At 60.3% G+C, this 15,704-nt stretch carries 14 protein-coding genes; 11 read left to right on the top strand and 3 right to left on the bottom strand.

Translation table 11 applies throughout. From position 1 onward, the window contains the following. Positions 1-114 precede the first annotated feature (114 nt). A complete protein-coding gene (locus NHF53_RS10015; RefSeq protein WP_252834057.1) occupies positions 115-741 on the top strand; it encodes a hypothetical protein in 627 nt (208 codons plus the stop codon). A gap of 97 nt (positions 742-838) precedes the next feature. Beyond that, entirely contained in the window at positions 839-1,762 is a 924-nt protein-coding gene (locus NHF53_RS10020; RefSeq protein WP_308218648.1) for a HEPN domain-containing protein, read from the top strand. A gap of 274 nt (positions 1,763-2,036) precedes the next feature. Here NHF53_RS10020 and NHF53_RS10025 read toward each other — a convergent pair whose 3' ends face one another. The 3 genes from NHF53_RS10025 to traA all read right to left on the bottom strand — a co-directional run bounded on the left by NHF53_RS10025 (position 2,037) and on the right by traA (position 9,052). Then, positions 2,037-4,583 (bottom strand): tetratricopeptide repeat protein, encoded by a 2,547-nt coding sequence (locus tag NHF53_RS10025; protein WP_252834058.1) that lies wholly within the window; start codon positions 4,581-4,583, stop codon positions 2,037-2,039. 370 nt (positions 4,584-4,953) lie between these two features. Next, entirely contained in the window at positions 4,954-5,718 is a 765-nt protein-coding gene (locus NHF53_RS10030) for a hypothetical protein (protein WP_252834059.1), read from the bottom strand. A 307-nt stretch (positions 5,719-6,025) separates the two neighbouring features. Beyond that, positions 6,026-9,052 (bottom strand): Ti-type conjugative transfer relaxase TraA, encoded by a 3,027-nt coding sequence (traA, locus tag NHF53_RS10035; protein WP_252834060.1) that lies wholly within the window; start codon positions 9,050-9,052, stop codon positions 6,026-6,028. A gap of 181 nt (positions 9,053-9,233) precedes the next feature. Here traA and NHF53_RS10040 point away from each other — a divergent pair, with 181 nt between their 5' ends. The 9 genes from NHF53_RS10040 (at position 9,234) to NHF53_RS10080 (ending at position 15,447) form a co-directional block, all read left to right on the top strand. Beyond that, positions 9,234-9,560 (top strand): conjugal transfer protein TraD, encoded by a 327-nt coding sequence (locus NHF53_RS10040; protein WP_252834061.1) that lies wholly within the window; start codon positions 9,234-9,236, stop codon positions 9,558-9,560. Position 9,561: 1 nt separating this feature from the next. Further along, positions 9,562-9,816 (top strand): conjugal transfer protein TraD, encoded by a 255-nt coding sequence (locus tag NHF53_RS10045; protein WP_252834062.1) that lies wholly within the window; start codon positions 9,562-9,564, stop codon positions 9,814-9,816. Positions 9,817-10,192: 376 nt separating this feature from the next. Continuing rightward, positions 10,193-12,187, top strand: coding sequence for a S9 family peptidase (locus tag NHF53_RS10050; protein ID WP_252834063.1), 1,995 nt, complete (start codon positions 10,193-10,195; stop codon positions 12,185-12,187). Between the two features lie 752 nt (positions 12,188-12,939). After that, positions 12,940-13,485 carry a hypothetical protein gene (locus tag NHF53_RS10055; RefSeq protein ID WP_252834064.1) on the top strand — a complete coding sequence of 182 codons (546 nt, stop codon included), beginning with the start codon at positions 12,940-12,942 and terminating at the stop codon, positions 13,483-13,485. A gap of 37 nt (positions 13,486-13,522) precedes the next feature. Then, entirely contained in the window at positions 13,523-13,867 is a 345-nt protein-coding gene (locus NHF53_RS10060) for a hypothetical protein (RefSeq protein WP_252834065.1), read from the top strand. 28 nt (positions 13,868-13,895) lie between these two features. After that, positions 13,896-14,180 carry a hypothetical protein gene (locus NHF53_RS10065; RefSeq protein WP_252834066.1) on the top strand — a complete coding sequence of 95 codons (285 nt, stop codon included), beginning with the start codon at positions 13,896-13,898 and terminating at the stop codon, positions 14,178-14,180. After that, complete coding sequence (locus NHF53_RS10070) at positions 14,167-14,394, top strand: hypothetical protein (RefSeq protein ID WP_252834067.1); 228 nt, start codon at positions 14,167-14,169, stop codon at positions 14,392-14,394. Before NHF53_RS10065 ends, NHF53_RS10070 begins: the two co-directional genes overlap by 14 nt. Then, complete coding sequence (locus NHF53_RS10075; protein ID WP_252834068.1) at positions 14,361-14,690, top strand: hypothetical protein; 330 nt, start codon at positions 14,361-14,363, stop codon at positions 14,688-14,690. The genes NHF53_RS10070 and NHF53_RS10075 overlap by 34 nt, the downstream gene beginning before the upstream one ends. Before the next feature lie 76 nt (positions 14,691-14,766). Next, positions 14,767-15,447 (top strand): hypothetical protein, encoded by a 681-nt coding sequence (locus tag NHF53_RS10080; RefSeq protein WP_252834069.1) that lies wholly within the window; start codon positions 14,767-14,769, stop codon positions 15,445-15,447. Positions 15,448-15,704 lie beyond the last annotated feature (257 nt).

Below are 15,704 nucleotides of genomic sequence, written 5' to 3' on the forward strand. Positions count from 1 at the left end.
GGCAAACTGATTGCTCAGACTACATTACCATCAACTCGAAACGACACACCTTCTCCACCGTGAAGATGGGGCTCGAAGCCGAATACCCCATCTGATTCTGACAATACCACGACTTTGCCTTTCGTCACCCGCAGGAAGGTGCTGGCCGGGACCGCCATCGCGGTAGGAACATGGGGCTCCGGCGCCTTTGCCGGCGGTTCGATAGTGGAAGAAGAATCCGCCGACCCGGTGCTGACGCTATGGCACGAATGGCAGGATGCCCGCCGTCTCACCGAACGCCTTTGTCGTCAGCAGCAAGGCCTCGAACGGCAACTCGCGGAAACCATCGGCTTTCCTTTTGCCCTCATCCAACTGTCCGACGGCGAGCCTGTGGCGGTCTATTCCCGCGAGGCGATCGCCGATGTACTCCGTCTTGCGCCTGAAGAGGCGGCGGCTTGCGCGAAGGCCGAGGCCGAGTTTGCGTCTCGGGAGACGCAATGGGACGGAGCCGACTGGGAAATCGGCTACTCGGCCACCGTGCGGGCCGAGCGGGACGCTGCCGACCGGGCGTCGGACCTGCTCGACGCCATGGCCGCTACACCCGCAACATCGCTGGCCGGTATAGCGGCCAAGCTCGACGCCGTGCTGCGCGAAGGCAAAATATTGGATGATGGCTCCGAGTTTCCCTGGCCCCAGATCCGCTCGGCGCTTGGTGACCTCGCGCGCATAGGGCGGCGTGGAGCCAGTGGCGTTGCGCCATGAACAGCCCGATCGGGGGACCGGCGGTTTCGGCCATGAGGCCTCCACCTGAGAACGGGACGGCAAAACCCTCTGTCGCGCGCTCGCATCGGAGGCCGCCGTGGACGTGACCGTGCCTGAACGGCTCGGCCATCTCCCCGAGAACAAACGCCGCGAGCTGGAACGGGTCGCACGAATTCTCTTCGACGAATTCGAGGACGCGCAAAGGGGCAAGCTATCGGAGAAGAGGAAGGGTGGCCGTATCCTCAAGCTCATGCTCTTCGGCTCCCATGCACGCGGCGATCGGGGCGAGGACCGCAAGAGTGATGATCGTTCCGGTTTTGACCTGCTCGTCGTCGTCAGCACGAAGACCTTTGCCGATTCACGTTTCTGGAACCGGGCCACAGAGCGCATCCTGCGGGAACGGACGGTCACCGGGCATCTGGAAACGCCGGTCGAATCCATCGTCCATTCGATCATGGACCTCAACGACCAGCTCGCCCACGGCCGGCCGTTCTTCGTGGACATCGTCCGCGACGGCATACTGCTCTGCGAGGCGGCGGGCTTTCCGCTTGTCACGCCGAAGCCGCTGGACGCGGAAGCCGTCAAGGCCGAAGCGTGCCGGCAGTTCGGGTATTGGTTCCCGATTGCCACCCGCCGCTTCGAACTGGCGAAACAGGCCATGGAACGCGGTTACGACAGGGAGGCAGCCTTCGACCTGCATCAGACCGTCGAACGGTTCTATCATGGCGTCCTGCACGTCCTGACGTGCCACAGCCCGAAATCTCACCGGCTCGCCTGCCTGCGCACGCATGCGGAGCGGGCAGCACCCCTGCTGATCGCGGTCTGGCCAAGAGACAGCCGTTTTGCCCGGCAGTGCTTCGCCCGCCTCGACCGGGCCTATGTCGATGCCCGCTATTCGCACCGCTTCGACATCACCGACGAGGAACTGGCCTGGCTGGTCGAGCGTGTGACGGTGTTGCAAGAAACCGCCGCCGCAATCTGCGCTGCGCATCTCGATGGTCTCTACGGCTCGGGAACATGAGAACTGAACCGCGCGGTGACCATCAGGATGTCCGAGCGTCAGTCGCCGTCATGGATAAGAGGCGGAGCCTCCGGTCGCTTTGCGCCTTCATATCGGTCATTGAAGCTTCGCGATCCATCGCCCAAAAGTGGACATGCGCCCCCAGACCAGCGGCTTTGCAGCCGGACCGGCGATAGTTGAAAACTGGCGCCCCCCGTCCTGTGCATGACGGTATAGATCTAGTTGCACGGCGGGCGAAAATCCGCGCCAACGCTCGGATTTTTCCTAGCAGAAGTCAAAGTAGGCTGTGGATCGTCATAGCACCGCTTATATAGGGATGGCTGAATGCGCCGTGCTGCGGCGCTTTATGAAGTCGTCCGATAGCTGTCGCTCGGTCGGTCTGATCGACAATAACAGAAAGGGCGGCGATTGCCTCGTCCTGCGTCGCCAAGTGAAGACGTGCCATCGCCGAGGACACCGCGCCGGAGGGCGACTGACCGGCTCCAAGCCCCTCTCCCGCAAACCGTGAGAACAGATACTGCGCTGTGTCACTAGTCCGCCAGGCGCTGGCACAGGCGATTGCGTGGCCGTTGAGCAACGACCATGCCGGAAAGCTCACTGCGTCGGCTGTTCGGAACCGCTGTTGGAAATTCCGGGCCGATCCCGCACCGGAATAACAGGCGTTGAGCAACACGAGGCGCAGTTCGAGGCGATCGCCATGTGCCTGCAGCCGGCTGATCGAGACCGGATGAGATGCCTTGCCGCCAATTGAGGCGAAATACGGATCGGCGTAGCTGCTGACCGGCGTACCGTGGGTCGAGACCAACAGCACCTGTGCATCGCCGATTAGTTCAGGGAGTTCTCCCGTCGCGCCGGTATCGATGACAATTGGTGACGGGAGCTTCGCCGCCTCCGCGAATGCTACGACCTCGTGGCGGGGCAGCAACAGCTCGCCGTCACAATCGACGATCGCGGCGACGCCCCCGCTGATCTGCGGATGCTCGGACGACAGCACCAGTGCCGCCACGAGCCGGACCTCGAACAGGCCGTGCCGCATGCGTTCAAGGAGGCCTTGGTGCCGCATCGCGAGCGCGGTCACCGGCGGGGACGGACCGAAATCTTGCAGATAACGGATCGAGCGCACACCGCTTGCGGCAAGGTCGTCGAGGACTGGCCTGAGCAGCGGAAACACCGCGTCCAGCCACCCATCAAGCGCAGCGGCAAAGTCTTGTCGACCGATCTGGCCTTGCGAGAACCGCAGCACCGCCGCTTCCCAGTCGGACCGCGTGTACGCGGGCAGGGTGGTCCGCCGGTAACGGTCGCCATAGAACGACCACAGTAGCGGCTCGCCCGCATGGCTTATCGCCATGATGCAGTGTCCTTCGGCCAGCCGCCCTGTAACCGCTTCGATCATCGCATTTTGGCCAGCTTGCCTTAGGGCCGGACCCGAACGGCCATCAAGTGTCGCGATGATCCGGGAGAGCCTGTCCCAATGAAGGCCGACCGGATTTCGCGGTCCCCAGACATCGTCATATTTCTCGAGAATTCCGAACAGGTGCGGCACTCCCTCGCCACGCAGACCGTCGAGCGTCTGTTCGAGCGCGACTGCCTCGTCTGCCTGCACCAAGGGGATTGTCTTCCGGGTCCAGTCGAGCAGCGCCAGCCAGTCGCCGAGCGCATTGCCCCGGCAAGCAACAAGTGCCTCGATCACATCAGCGGCCGGTCCCTCTTCCGGCAAAGCGGCCATCAGATTGTCGAACCGTGGAAGGTAGCGCTCGCGCAGGCCACGCCGATGATGGAAGCGCAGGACATCACGCAACATTTCGTCAAATGCGCGCGCAGCGGCGGCGAGCGCGGTGGCAACCGCACCGGTGTCGCCGCATTCCGCGTAGATTTTTGCGGCAACAAGTTCCAACTCAAGCAGGGCCTCCGGGGAACATGTGGCGTCGTGCAATGCCCTTGCGTCGGCAATCATTGCCTGTGCATCGCCTGGTTTGCCGGCTTGGCGCAAGCACGCTGCAAGATTGACCATCAGGATTTGGCGGGTGTCACCATTGGCCGGCAGTGCGTCCAGTGCGCGCCGCAGATACACTTCCCCGTTCTCGGTATCCCCGGTCCGCATGAACGCTGTGCCGAGGTTGCCAAGCAGATCCGGCAGCGCTTCGGCGTTGAGTTCTGCAAGCATTGCAACCGCTTGTCTGCCCGCCCCGACCGCAAAATCTGCATCGCCTTCGTCACAGGATACGGCAACCACGGTCTGAAGCGCTCGCGCCAATAGGGGCAGCGCCCCCTTTTCACGAGCCAGGTTCTCGACGTCGTCAATAATGCGATACGCCACCTGCGACGCTCCATGCTGGGAGTAGAGCAGTGCGCTCCGCAGCTTTAGATCGCCGAGCTCTTCCCAGAGATCATAGAACTCCAGCAGCCTGGCTGCAGCGCGGAACACCACCGGACGGTGGTCTATGCTCGACGCGACTGAATCCGCATCCTCCACCGCGACCCGCACGATCTCGAGCACGGTCTCACGCGTATCATCGGTGTCGTCGACGCGGGCGAGCGTTTCAAGCGCCTCGAATGCCCCGCGGACATCCCCGGCCGTATACCCGGCACGGGCCGTCAGTTCAAGGAACAGCCGCCGCTCCCAATGTAGGTCGCGCTGCTGCATCAAGGAAGCGACTACCTTTGCCACCTCCGCTACATGCCGGGCATTGTGGTCACAGACCGCGATCAGTTCATTGTAGAGGTCAACGATGTCGTCGAACTCCCACGTCCCGTCCAGACGATGACGCAGCCGGGTCTCGAATGCTTCAGGCGAAAGGGTCAGCCAATCCTGCCATTTCAATTTTGGTTGCCCCCGTTAACATCTGCTCGCCTACAGCGGAAACCGACCTATCGGTAACTGTCGATTTCAATTGGACCCCCGAGAGCGGTCAAACGACGGTCATAGTTTCGAAATGATCGGCATTCCCAGCACCGTGTTGTCGCGATTCTGCGCAGAGCAGACGATCGGCTTTGATGGTCTCGTTTAAACCGAGGCGGATATGGTGCCAGGCTGGTTTCGCCCCCTGATAGATCCGAACTATAAGAGCGACGCGCTTCCTCTATGGCGATTTATCATCCAGTCCAGCCGAGTAGGCAAAAGATATTAGCCCAAAAACGTATGAGAGGCAGATGGTCTGCCACAGGTTGGCGACAGGTTCGGGAGAAGACAGCTATCGGCCGGTAGTCCCTTTTGTGGATTTAACTTTCGCGTTGGGGCTTGATTTCGCCGCCGGGATTTTCAGCTTCAGTGTCCTCGACGTCTTCTTTCCCGCTGCCTTGTCGCCCGCTTTCTTCCACGTCGTGCTATCGATCAAATAGGACCGTCGGACGTCGACATTCTTACATCCCGGCAGTTCTTTTAACGTTGCGATTAGGCTTTCGGCTTGCGACTTGGGTAGCCACGGGTTGAGGTAGATGCGGCGGATCCAGTTTGTTGGGCAGTCGATAAATACCGCTCCTTGGTCATCTTTGGTCGTTTCGATGACAATGCGGTACTCGTCTTCGTCGGTAAAACCCGCCCGCTTCAAAAAGGGGAGCCTATTCATATCGTGAGGACTTAGCTCTCGAACCTTGTCGAGCTCAAGGTACTCTACATCGCCGAAACGAATGTTTGTGACCTCAGGCATCTCCACAGCGTTCAAGTGGCGTTCCAGCTTCTGGCGCTTGAGAACTAAGCAGGCACCGCCAGTGCCTCCTCCGGTGAAGACCTTCCAGTGATGATAGGTCTCGCTGCAGTTGGCCGCGCACAGGCCATATAGTCCTCCGGCATTCTTGTGCTCTTTGTAGAGCTCCATAAAATGCCTGTCGTTCTTGTCGTCCCAATTCCTTGGATCGAGGATTGCAAGCTGTTTTCGCCGGAGTGTGTCAATGACGGCCGGAATCGAGGTGTACCGCCTAACTACCGCATTCGCATCCTCAGTGATCTTGTTAGGCACCGGTCCCCCTACACAATTTGCATCCTGGATAGTCGCAGCCTAGCGCAGTTTGGCACGTCAAGAAATCGTCGCGACAGTAGGTGATGGTAGAACCGTGGGCAACCAGACCGTCAGATCTTAAAGGCCCGCAACGTGGATGCACAGAAAACGCCGAACAGAATGTCAGCTTAGCTCATTTCGTTCCCAGAACCAGCCAGTCTGCTCGCGGCCCCATTCCGGCCATTCGATCAGTTCGCGTCGATTGACAGCTGATACACCCCCCTTGTTCCGATAGAAGTTCCGGCTGAGCGTCAATCGCCGTCATGGATCAAAGCCCGAGCCCGAGGCCTCTGCCGAGCCCGTGATACAAGGCGAGTTCCCGTCCGAAGCTACGACCTGCCCCGAAATCACCGCTGATACCGAGGTCCCGCTTGCGGTTGGCGAGGATGGATTCGAGCTGCGGGTCCCGTTGGAGGCTGTTCGCCATATCACCCATCGCGGAGCGGCTGGCCCTGTAACCGGACATGTCGCCTTCCCTGTACTGGCGATGGCTGGTCTGGTCGAGCTTCTGCCAGCGCTCCACGAAGCGGTCGGCCCGGCGCTCGGGACGATCACGGATTTCGGTTTCGAGCTGGAGTGCGCGAATGGCGCGGTTGACCTTGCCCGTCCCCGCTTCGTGGGCAAGGTCCGCGTCCTTGCGATAGGCGGCTTCGGCATCCTGCCAGCCGTGAGGCCGGACCGCATCGAAGGTCTTGCGGGCGTCCTGCAGTTCCCGCACCTGCTCCGGAGTCGCGGCTTCGCCCTGTCCCTGTGCGGTGAGGATCGCGTCCACCGCGCGGGCATGGCGAACAAGCGCCCGCGTGCGGGCTCGGCGCAAGGCGTCCTCCGCGTCTCCCCCGGCCGGCCTCTCTGACACTTCCCCGGCACTTCCTCTTTCCGGCTGCTTCACGACGCCTGCACCGGGCAGGGCGTCGCCGGGCGAGCGCAGACCGTCCAGCAGATTGTCGACGGCGTCCCGCAGCCGCTCCGGCACAAGCCTGTGGATGATCTCGGCGACGCGGGCGCGGAAGGTAATGCCGCGCCGCTCGGCGTAGTCCCGGGCCGGATCGATCTGCTCGTAATCGGACGCCATGTCCTTGGCGCGGTCGCGCGACAGGGTACGGACAAGCCGGTCCTGACTGGAGAAGTCATCGCGGCCGTAATGCAGGTCCATGCCGTCACGATGACGCGACAGTGCGACATAGCTGCCGTGGGCATCCATGCCCGGCGTCGCCAGCACATGGGTTCGGTCCACCGTCATCCCCTGCGCCTTGTGGATGGTTGCCGCATAGCCGTGGTCGATGCGGTCGTAATCCTTGAAGTCGAACGAGACATTGCGCCCGTCATCGGTGCGGACGCTCATGGATGTCTCGCTGACCTGTTCGATGCTGCCGAGCGTGCCGTTCTTCACGCCAAGCCCGCGTTCGTTCTGCAGGAACATGACACGATCCCCGGCGGCAAAGGAACGGTCGTTCCGCTGTCCGTCACCTCGCCCGACCGCAACGCGCGCGTCATCGCCGAGATCGCCAGCCTCCCGCATCCGCGCGCGGGCTGCCTCGTTGAGTTCCCGCACCTCCGCATTGGTATGGGTGAGGATGATGCGGCTCCTGTCCGGCTGTTCCTGCCGTTCGCGGTCCCACCGCTCGATCAGATTTTTCCGCGCGACGTCGCGCGTTTCGGCTGCGTGTACCATGCCGCGCCGTTCATAGGCGCGGATCGCGTCACCGGTCCTGGCCGTTGCCAGATCGCGGGTGGCGTCACGTTGCCAGTCCTCGCGCTGGCGGCGCACCTCGCCGATTTCCACGCCGCCATGGCGTTCGTGGATCGACCGGAAGGCGGCACCCGCCTCGATGGCCTGCAATTGCTGCGGATCGCCAACCAGCACCACCTTGGCGCCAACCTCCGCGGCATGGGAGAGCACGCGCTCCAACTGGCGCGTGCCGACCATGCCGGCCTCGTCGATGACCAGAATTTGCCGGGACGTGAGCAGGTCGCGGTCCTGGCCCCAGCCATGTTCAAGGCTGGCGATGGTGCGCGAGGAAATACCTGATCCGCTTTCGAGGTTCTCCGCCGCAATGCCGGACAGGGCAGCACCACGAACCTCGTAGCCCGCCGCCTCCCATGCCTCGCGGGCGACGCCGAGCATGGCGCTCTTTCCCGTCCCGGCATAGCCGACGACGACGGAGAGATCCCGTCCGTCCGCAACATGCACCAGCGCCTCGGCCTGCTCGCCGGACAGTTTTAGACCGTTCGCTTCAGCCCGCGCCAAAGCCATGTCACGGTCCCGATCTCTGACTGCATGGCGTTCCCGCTCCGCCATCATCTCCGCTGCGCGGTGCAGGCGCTGTTCTGTATCGATCATGTCGCGGGTGGTGAAGCGATCCTCGCCGCGAGAATCCTTGCCGAGTTCAACGAGATCGGGGGCGCCGCGCATGGCGCTCATGACCTCGTTGAACTGCTCGATCCCGTCGCTATGGCGGTGCGCGAACCTCGCCATGTCCCGATGCGTAAACGTCGATTGCTGGTGGGTGATCGCGTCCAGTGCAATGGAAGGATCGGCAATGATCCGGTCGCCGTTGTTGCGGGCGATTTCCCGGTGCAGTTCGGCCCGATCCGCAACGGTGTCGATGACAGTGTCGTTGACGCTGGCGGCGGCGTCTCTCCCCTCGCCCTCGATCCGCTGCGCAGGCGCTCCGATCTGGGTCTGCGGCTCCAGGTCGCTGCCCTGTGCCTCAAGGCTGCGATGGTCGATCCGGGCGTCGATGTCGAGTTCGGCAAGGCGTTCGTTGGCAAGGTCCGCCCAGCGTTCGCGCCAGCGCTCGACCATCTCCGTTCGGTTCCACTCGCGCACCTTTGGGCCGAAGCCGTTCTCATCGACTGACCGCATGGTGAGCATGACATGCGCATGGGGTTTGGGACTTCCATCCTCGGCGAAATCCCAATGCACGTTGAGGTCGGCGATCATGCCCTGATCGACGAATTCGGACTGAACGAAGTCGCGGGCAAGCTCGATGCCCTCTGCCCGTGTTAGTTCGCGCGGAAGGGCGAACTCGACCTCGCGGGCAAGCTGGGCATCCCTGCGCAGTTCGAAGGCTTCGACATCGTTCCACAGCCGCTCGCGGTCGCCCCAGTGTTCGGGCGCATTCTCCGGCAACAGCACTTCGGAATGGACAACGCCGCGCTTGCCGGAAAAGTCCTGCACGCGATCGATCCGCTCGTCGTGCAGCCGTAGCCCCGAGCGGTAGGCGGCGGACGCCACCGCACTTGAGCCCGCCTTACGGGAAATGACCTTGACGTGAAGATGATAGATCGCCATCGCGATCCGAACATCACCACGGAAAAGCGCACGTCGGAACGACGTATAAGCGCGCCCTCCCTCGAAAAAATCTCGGGATGGACCAAGCCGTGCCAGACCGTCCCGGCAACATGGAAGCCTTCCGCGAGGTGCTCAACTATCATCGTTCCATCGACAACAAACGAAGGTGATGGAGGCGATATTGCGCAAACCGAGAGACTTCGATGCGGAACTGAAGGCGCTGGAAGACAAGACCAGGGAACTGAAAGCACGCAAGGTGCAGCAACTCGGCGAACTGGTGATCGCCACGGGAGCCGATACCCTCAGCCCCGAGGAACTGGCGGGTGCTCTGGTCGCCATCGCCGAGACGAAGGATGCCGGAAAGAGGGAGGCATGGGCCAGGCGCGGCGCGGCGTGGTTTCGGAGCAAATCACGGCGACCTGCTCCGGCAACTGGTCGCGACAACAGCGGCACTCAAGCGCAACCGGGCGGCGTGCAACCGCCATCAGGCGGCACGGGCGCGGCATGACATGCGGACGTGGCAGGTCGAGCGCCGCAGGCGCACGCGGCACCTGATCGAACTCGGCGGCCTCGTGGTCAAGGCCGGTGTCGTGAACCTGATCGGCGATGAGCGCGCCACCATCTATGGCGCGCTCGTCTGGATGGCCGAAAAGCTCGAAAGCGATGAGGGCGAAAAGGCACGCACGCTATGGGCTGAAAAGGGAAAGCTGGCGTTCGCGGCGGAGTGTTACGGCGAGACGCCCACCGACCCAAGAAAGCGGTAGGGCCGGACATGAGCAGTCTCTGTGCTGCGGCGGCTTCCCGGTCCGATACGGAGGCGATGATCTACTTTCGCACATTCTTCTGTTCGTCGTGGGCTGGGCGGTTGGAAGGGAGGCATGCGTCGACGTCGTTGCCGTGAACCAGGACAGTCTTACCGGATTTGCTCTGTTCTCCATCGGTCACAACTGGATGCACCCAGGAGTGATGAAGTGCGTGTGTTGGATTTTCCAATTGACGCAAACCAAGGTGATTTGCAAATTGCATCACGTCAGCTTCACACCAGAAACGTGCGCCCTGGACGCAATGCGACGCTTGAGTGAGGCTGGCTTGACGCTCTGCGTGAAATGACCGGACCTGCTGCAGTCAGAAAGAAATAGCGTGAAAATCATAACGTACCTCTCGCTGGGCATCATTGCCGTCGTCGCCATCGTTCTTACCCTGTATGCAGTGGCAAGCAATGATAGCGCTCCGTCTCACCCCGCATTGCAGGCCGCTCATCTGCCGGATCTCATTCCGGTACGGGATTTCTATGCCGACACCGATGCGATTTGGGGGCACCTTCCCTCTTACGACGGGTCGCTCCTCGCCTGGTGGGGAGTGCGCTGGGGACGTGAAAGAGTGTTCATAGGACGCGCCGACCGGATCGGGAGCGGTGGACCCGAAGTGATAGCCATACTCGATAGTCCCGCCGACATGATCTTCTGGTCGGATTTCGAAAACAAGCTGCAAGTTGTCAGCGAAGACCGGTTGTGGTCTGTGGACCCAAGCGCTCCCGACCGTAGCCAGTGGATCGACGTTACGCCGCGCGGCTTCCGGAACTGGGACATTCTGAGGCAGGCTCGCACCGCGGATGATCTGAATGTCGTCGTGTCCAACGACCGTGACCCTGCTCTGGCCGATCTCTATACCGTGCGTCCGGACGGCGGCGGAAAAGAACTGCTCGTGCGCAACGAGGGCAAGACGCAAGCCTGGTACGTGGCCGCAGACGGAGTACCGCGTATCCGCGTCGACAAGTCCGAGAACGACGATCGTGTTTATCTTATTCGCAGAAACGGCGAGGCGCTGTGGCGGGAATTTGCGCGCACCAAACCAGGTGAAACGCTGATCGTCGCCGGCGTCCCAGCCGCGGACAAGCCAATAGAAGTCCTGGACAACCGCGGCAGGGACCTCATTTCGCTCGTTGACCTGGACGAGCGGTCGGGAACGGCAACGTCAAGGCTCTCGGATTCTCGCACAGACGTCGACCAATACGTCACCCTTGCCAAGGACGGAACTGAAGCCGACGTAGCGGTCATCCGCGATGGCTATCCTCGTTACGTCGGGCTGACCGGGAGAGGAGAAACGTTCCTGCGTCTGCTTGCGCCGGATCAGGAGCCGGTTGATTTCAACATCCTTGGTACAACGCCGGACGGTCACTTCGTTACGCTTTCGGTATCGAGGAACGAAGAACCATTCCGATATTTCCTCTTTGACCTGGAGGCTGGAATCGCAAGGCTCATCGCGGACTCAAGTTTTACCAAACATGGAGACGGCTTGGCCAAGACCAGACCGGTTTCGTTCGTCGCACGTGACGGTCGTCAGATCCCCGCGTTCCTGACCTTGCCGCGCGGTGTGGAACCCAGGGACCTGCCAACTGTCGTGCTCATTCATGGAGGTCCCGCCGAACGTGACATCTGGCAGTTTGATTACCAGAAGCAGTTCCTTGCCAACCGGGGATACGCGGTTCTCTCTGTGAACTTCAGAGGGTCAATCGGCTACGGGCGCTCGTTTCAGGAGGCGGGTTACGGTCAGTACGGCGAGTCCATGCAGGACGACATCATTGATGGCGCCAACTGGCTTGTCGAGCAAGGCATCGCCGACCGCAACGCGATGGCCCTCATGGGAGCAAGCTACGGCGGCTACGCGGCGGCATTGGCGATGACCCGCGATCCGGGCGTCTTCAAAGCCGCCGTGGTCGAATCTGCCGTGCTCGACGTGAAGTATCAGATGCAGAACAATCCCTTCGCATGGGGCCTGTTCCTTGACGAGATGAAGCGGTATTTCGGCGACCCCGACAAGGCGGAAGACCTTCAGAAGATGGTAGAGCGTTCACCGATTTCGCACGCGGATGGCGTGGACGGTGCAATCCTTCTTACCGCCGGCAAAGAAGATCGTGTCGTCGGCTTCGAGCAATCGGAGGAGTTCGAACGCGCACTCAAATCCGCCGGAAAAGACGTACAGTCTGTCTACTTCGAGAAAGAGGGTCATGGCTATCGACGTTGGCAAACCGACATAAAGCGCGCGCGGTTTCTGGAGGACTTCCTGGCGCGGACGATTGGTGGCCGCACAGGCAACTTTGATTTTGCGGAGATCGCCGCGGACTATCTCGATTGATCCGTTGCAACGGCAACGGACCACGCGAACCGATTTCCCGGGAGGCTCTGCCGTCGCGCTGAAGGTCGACGCGAAGAGCAAGGGGCGGCTTCTGCGATAAGACTTGCGTATGCCTGAAGCTCCAGCCGCTCCGGCGGTTCGCGCTCCTCGAACATCAGCAGCGTCTCCGGGCCTCGCGCAGCACCGCGGGCAAGACCTCGTCGCCGTCGAAGACCAGCAACGCCGTGGGCGGCCGGTCGGGGCGGGTAATCGCTACAGTCGTTGGCGGAGCGCACCCCTTGGCGCCCTCCCCGGGCGACACGGGGCCATCGCCGCATCGTCTACCGCCCGGATAGACGGACGTGCAGTGGCAGGCGAACATCGGGCAACGGGGCCATTTCCGGAAGTTCCGATCGAAAGGTTTTTTTGATATTCTGATAACAGTATATTAACTCTCGCTATAGGTGTGCAACTTCGAGTGATCCTCGGCAGGACCGCTTCGGACTGCCGCCAGGATCAGGGAGGGTGAGAGATTGTCTCAGCGTGTTGATTACTACGATATCGATCCCCGTTGGCTAGGTATCAACGACGACCACGACGGGCATCACGCGGCCCACTCTGCGCATGCTGCAGTTGTTTCCAGGTCGCAGGCAATCTTATTCGCCCAGAAGGTCCAGCGACGCGTAGCAGGAAAGCATCCGTATCGCGTCATGCGGGATCGTCGATTGCAACAGATTGCGGCCTGACCGCTTCGCCCCAACAGGGAGACCTTCTTGCAGGACATCGTCACAAGAATTGCCAGCATCCCGTTCATGGACATCGGGATCTATTATTTTGTCGCCGAGGCAGCCTGCATCGTCGCGTTCCTGTATCGCAGGAGGATCTTCTACGTCTATTGGTATTTCATTTTCGGCATCCTCCTGCCGCCAACTACTATCATCCTCTACGCCTATTTCTATCTCGGCTTCACGGCCTTCAACCACTCATGGTCTCATATCGCGCTGCTCCAGTTCCTGAGCACAGTTTCGACTGGCTGGATCGGGTGGACGCTGTTCCAGATGTACAGACCTGAGGGAACGGGTGAACCCGTTAAGGCTATACTCGCAGCACTTCTGATGATTTTTGGAGGAATTGCCTATGATTATTATACAAATATACCTTATCCGAATGAATGCGTTTCAATAAAATGCCGATCCTTAAGCTACATTTTCGGAGACGGTCGACATATCTCGGTCATTACATACATTTCTTTGGTGTGGACATCGTTCGGCCTCATGGCGATCGAAGCCATGATCTTCCGATCGCTCAACAAGCACTGATACAGCCCGAACACACAAGTCTTCGAAAGGAACTGACATGGATCGCCGCCTCCAGGATGCCATTAAGAGTCTCAATCGCGCGTTCAACGCTGCGCAGGTGCCTTATGCCGTGGCTGACGGTGCCGCCCGTCTCGCGCTCGGCGGCTACATTGCCTACGCCTATAATTTCGGACCGGCATCGCGGCTACCGAGCGTCCAGAAGAAGGCGTCGCAAGTCAGCAAGGCTCTGGGCGGTCTCGATTTCGAAGAGATCGCTGAAAGTGCCACCAAGGGCTCCAAGGTAGCGGCGGTGGCGCGCGCCGGTGCGGTGCTCGACAGGACGAATTTCGCGTTCACGCTCGGGGCGGAAGTGACCTATGCGGCGGCCCGGAGCACACAGTAACACAATTGATCAATAGTGCGGAACGAAGATGGCAAAAAGACCTCATATAAGTGAATTATGGTCGCGCCCGATGTTGATAAAGGCCTTGGTTGTTCCGATCTGTATCATTTTATTGATTCAAATTATACCCATACCAGAGCAAGCAGAAATTGTAGTTGGTGTTATTGTGCTGGCATATCTAGTTTATGTTGGCGGAATTATTTCTGATGTGATGGTCGGCAGCGACTACGGTCCGAAACCACCGGAAGAAGCCGAAGGCGAACCACAGCAAGATCAAGTCCACAACGGGGAGAGCCACGATGGCCGCAAGTGAACGTCGCGACATGAATGGAGAAGCCTCAGACGCTCTCTCAATGTTCGGATGGGGTTTTGAGAATGCGCGTCGCGCGATGCGTGACGATCCTCAAAACATCCCGGGTTTCGGCACTGCCGTTCGGAGATCGTTGGTCGTCGCTGGCGCGTATCTGGTTCGCCAGCGTATTGAAAACGTGAAATGCGCCGCCAGAAACATGCAGCAACACAGTTGACCAAAGTGGACAGAACGCAGATGGCAAAGAGGCCGCACATAAGCGAACTATTTACTACGAAAACCGTGTTGAAAATAGTTCTAATTCCAGCAATTATGGCGATTATATTTCTTACCATACCAATTCCGGACAATTTAGCAAGTATAATTGGTGTTGTTTTTGCGATGTATATGTACGGAGTAGTACGGGACAAAGTTGTTATCAGCGACTATGGCCCGAAACCACCGGACGAAGTCAAAGGCGAGCCGCTGCAAGATCAGGTGAATAACGGGGAGAGCCATGATGGCCGTAAGTGAACGTCGTGACATGAACGGAGAAGCCGCAAACGCTCTCTCGTTGTTCGGATAGGGTTTCGAAAATGCGCGTCACGCGATGCGTGACGATCCTCAGAGCATTAAAGGTTTCGGTACCGCCGTCAGCAGGTCGTTGTTCGCCGCCGGCTTCTATCTGGACTCCCAACAGTATCAAGCCGATGGCTACACTTCTTGGCAAAGCCTAACGATAACCTCCATTCAGTACGGGGTTAGCGCCGGAGTTGACTTTGGAATAGCGCTCGGAACAGCTGCCCTGACAGCCGTTTCCGGTCCCTTTGCTCCCGCCGTTCCGTATGGCGGTATCGCCGTGGGCGCGGCTGCAAACTACGGCATCGGCGCAGCCTTCCACAAGGTCTTCGACGGCAAGGTCAAGGATCTGCCCACTTATTCATGGCATGTGAATGCCTTCCCGCAGCGGTACGACCCCAATCCGTACACCAAACCTGATCCGGAAATCGGCGGGTACAGAACGAGCGGCTATACGGGTATCAACACCGGATTTGACAGCCCCTCCCAGCATATCTCACCGGCGCAGCGGTCGCAGGCTTACGGCGGGGCCTCGCGCAGTGCCGCGGTTTCCGGTGCATCACGCAGCACAGCGGGCAAGGTCTCACCGAGTTACACGGCAAACAATTCATGGGCCAAGGATTCTCCCTCCGGGCCTCGCGCAGCACGGCGGGCGAGACCTCGTCGCCGTCGAAGACCAGCAACGCCGTGGGCGGCCGGTCGGGGCGGGTAATCGCTACAGTCGTTGGCGAAGCGCACCCCTTGGCGCCCTCCCCGGGCGACACGGGGCCATCGCCGCATCGTCTACCGCCCGGATAGACGGACGTGCAGTGGCAGGCGAACATTGGGCAACGGGGCCATTTCCGGAAGTTCCGATCGAAAGGTCTTGTTGATATTCTGATAACAGTATATTAACTCTCGCTATAGGTGTGCAACTTCGAGTGATCCTCGGCAGGACCGCTTCGGACTGCCGCCAGGATCAGGGAGGGT

This window comes from Ciceribacter sp. RN22 (genome assembly GCF_024054295.1).
GTDB classification, from domain to species: Bacteria; Pseudomonadota; Alphaproteobacteria; order Rhizobiales; family Rhizobiaceae; genus Allorhizobium; species Allorhizobium lividum.

Excerpts from the sequence above, each read along its gene's own strand:
- traA (WP_252834060.1), bottom strand. The coding sequence starts at position 9,052 with ATGGCGATCTATCATCTTCACGTCAAGGTCATTTCCCGTAAGGCGGGC.
- NHF53_RS10045 (WP_252834062.1), top strand. The coding sequence starts at position 9,562 with ATGCGGACGTGGCAGGTCGAGCGCCGCAGGCGCACGCGGCACCTGATC.
- NHF53_RS10060 (WP_252834065.1), top strand. The coding sequence starts at position 13,523 with ATGGATCGCCGCCTCCAGGATGCCATTAAGAGTCTCAATCGCGCGTTC.
- NHF53_RS10065 (WP_252834066.1), top strand. The coding sequence starts at position 13,896 with ATGGCAAAAAGACCTCATATAAGTGAATTATGGTCGCGCCCGATGTTG.
- NHF53_RS10070 (WP_252834067.1), top strand. The coding sequence starts at position 14,167 with ATGGCCGCAAGTGAACGTCGCGACATGAATGGAGAAGCCTCAGACGCT.
- NHF53_RS10075 (WP_252834068.1), top strand. The coding sequence starts at position 14,361 with ATGCGCCGCCAGAAACATGCAGCAACACAGTTGACCAAAGTGGACAGA.
- NHF53_RS10080 (WP_252834069.1), top strand. The coding sequence starts at position 14,767 with ATGCGTGACGATCCTCAGAGCATTAAAGGTTTCGGTACCGCCGTCAGC.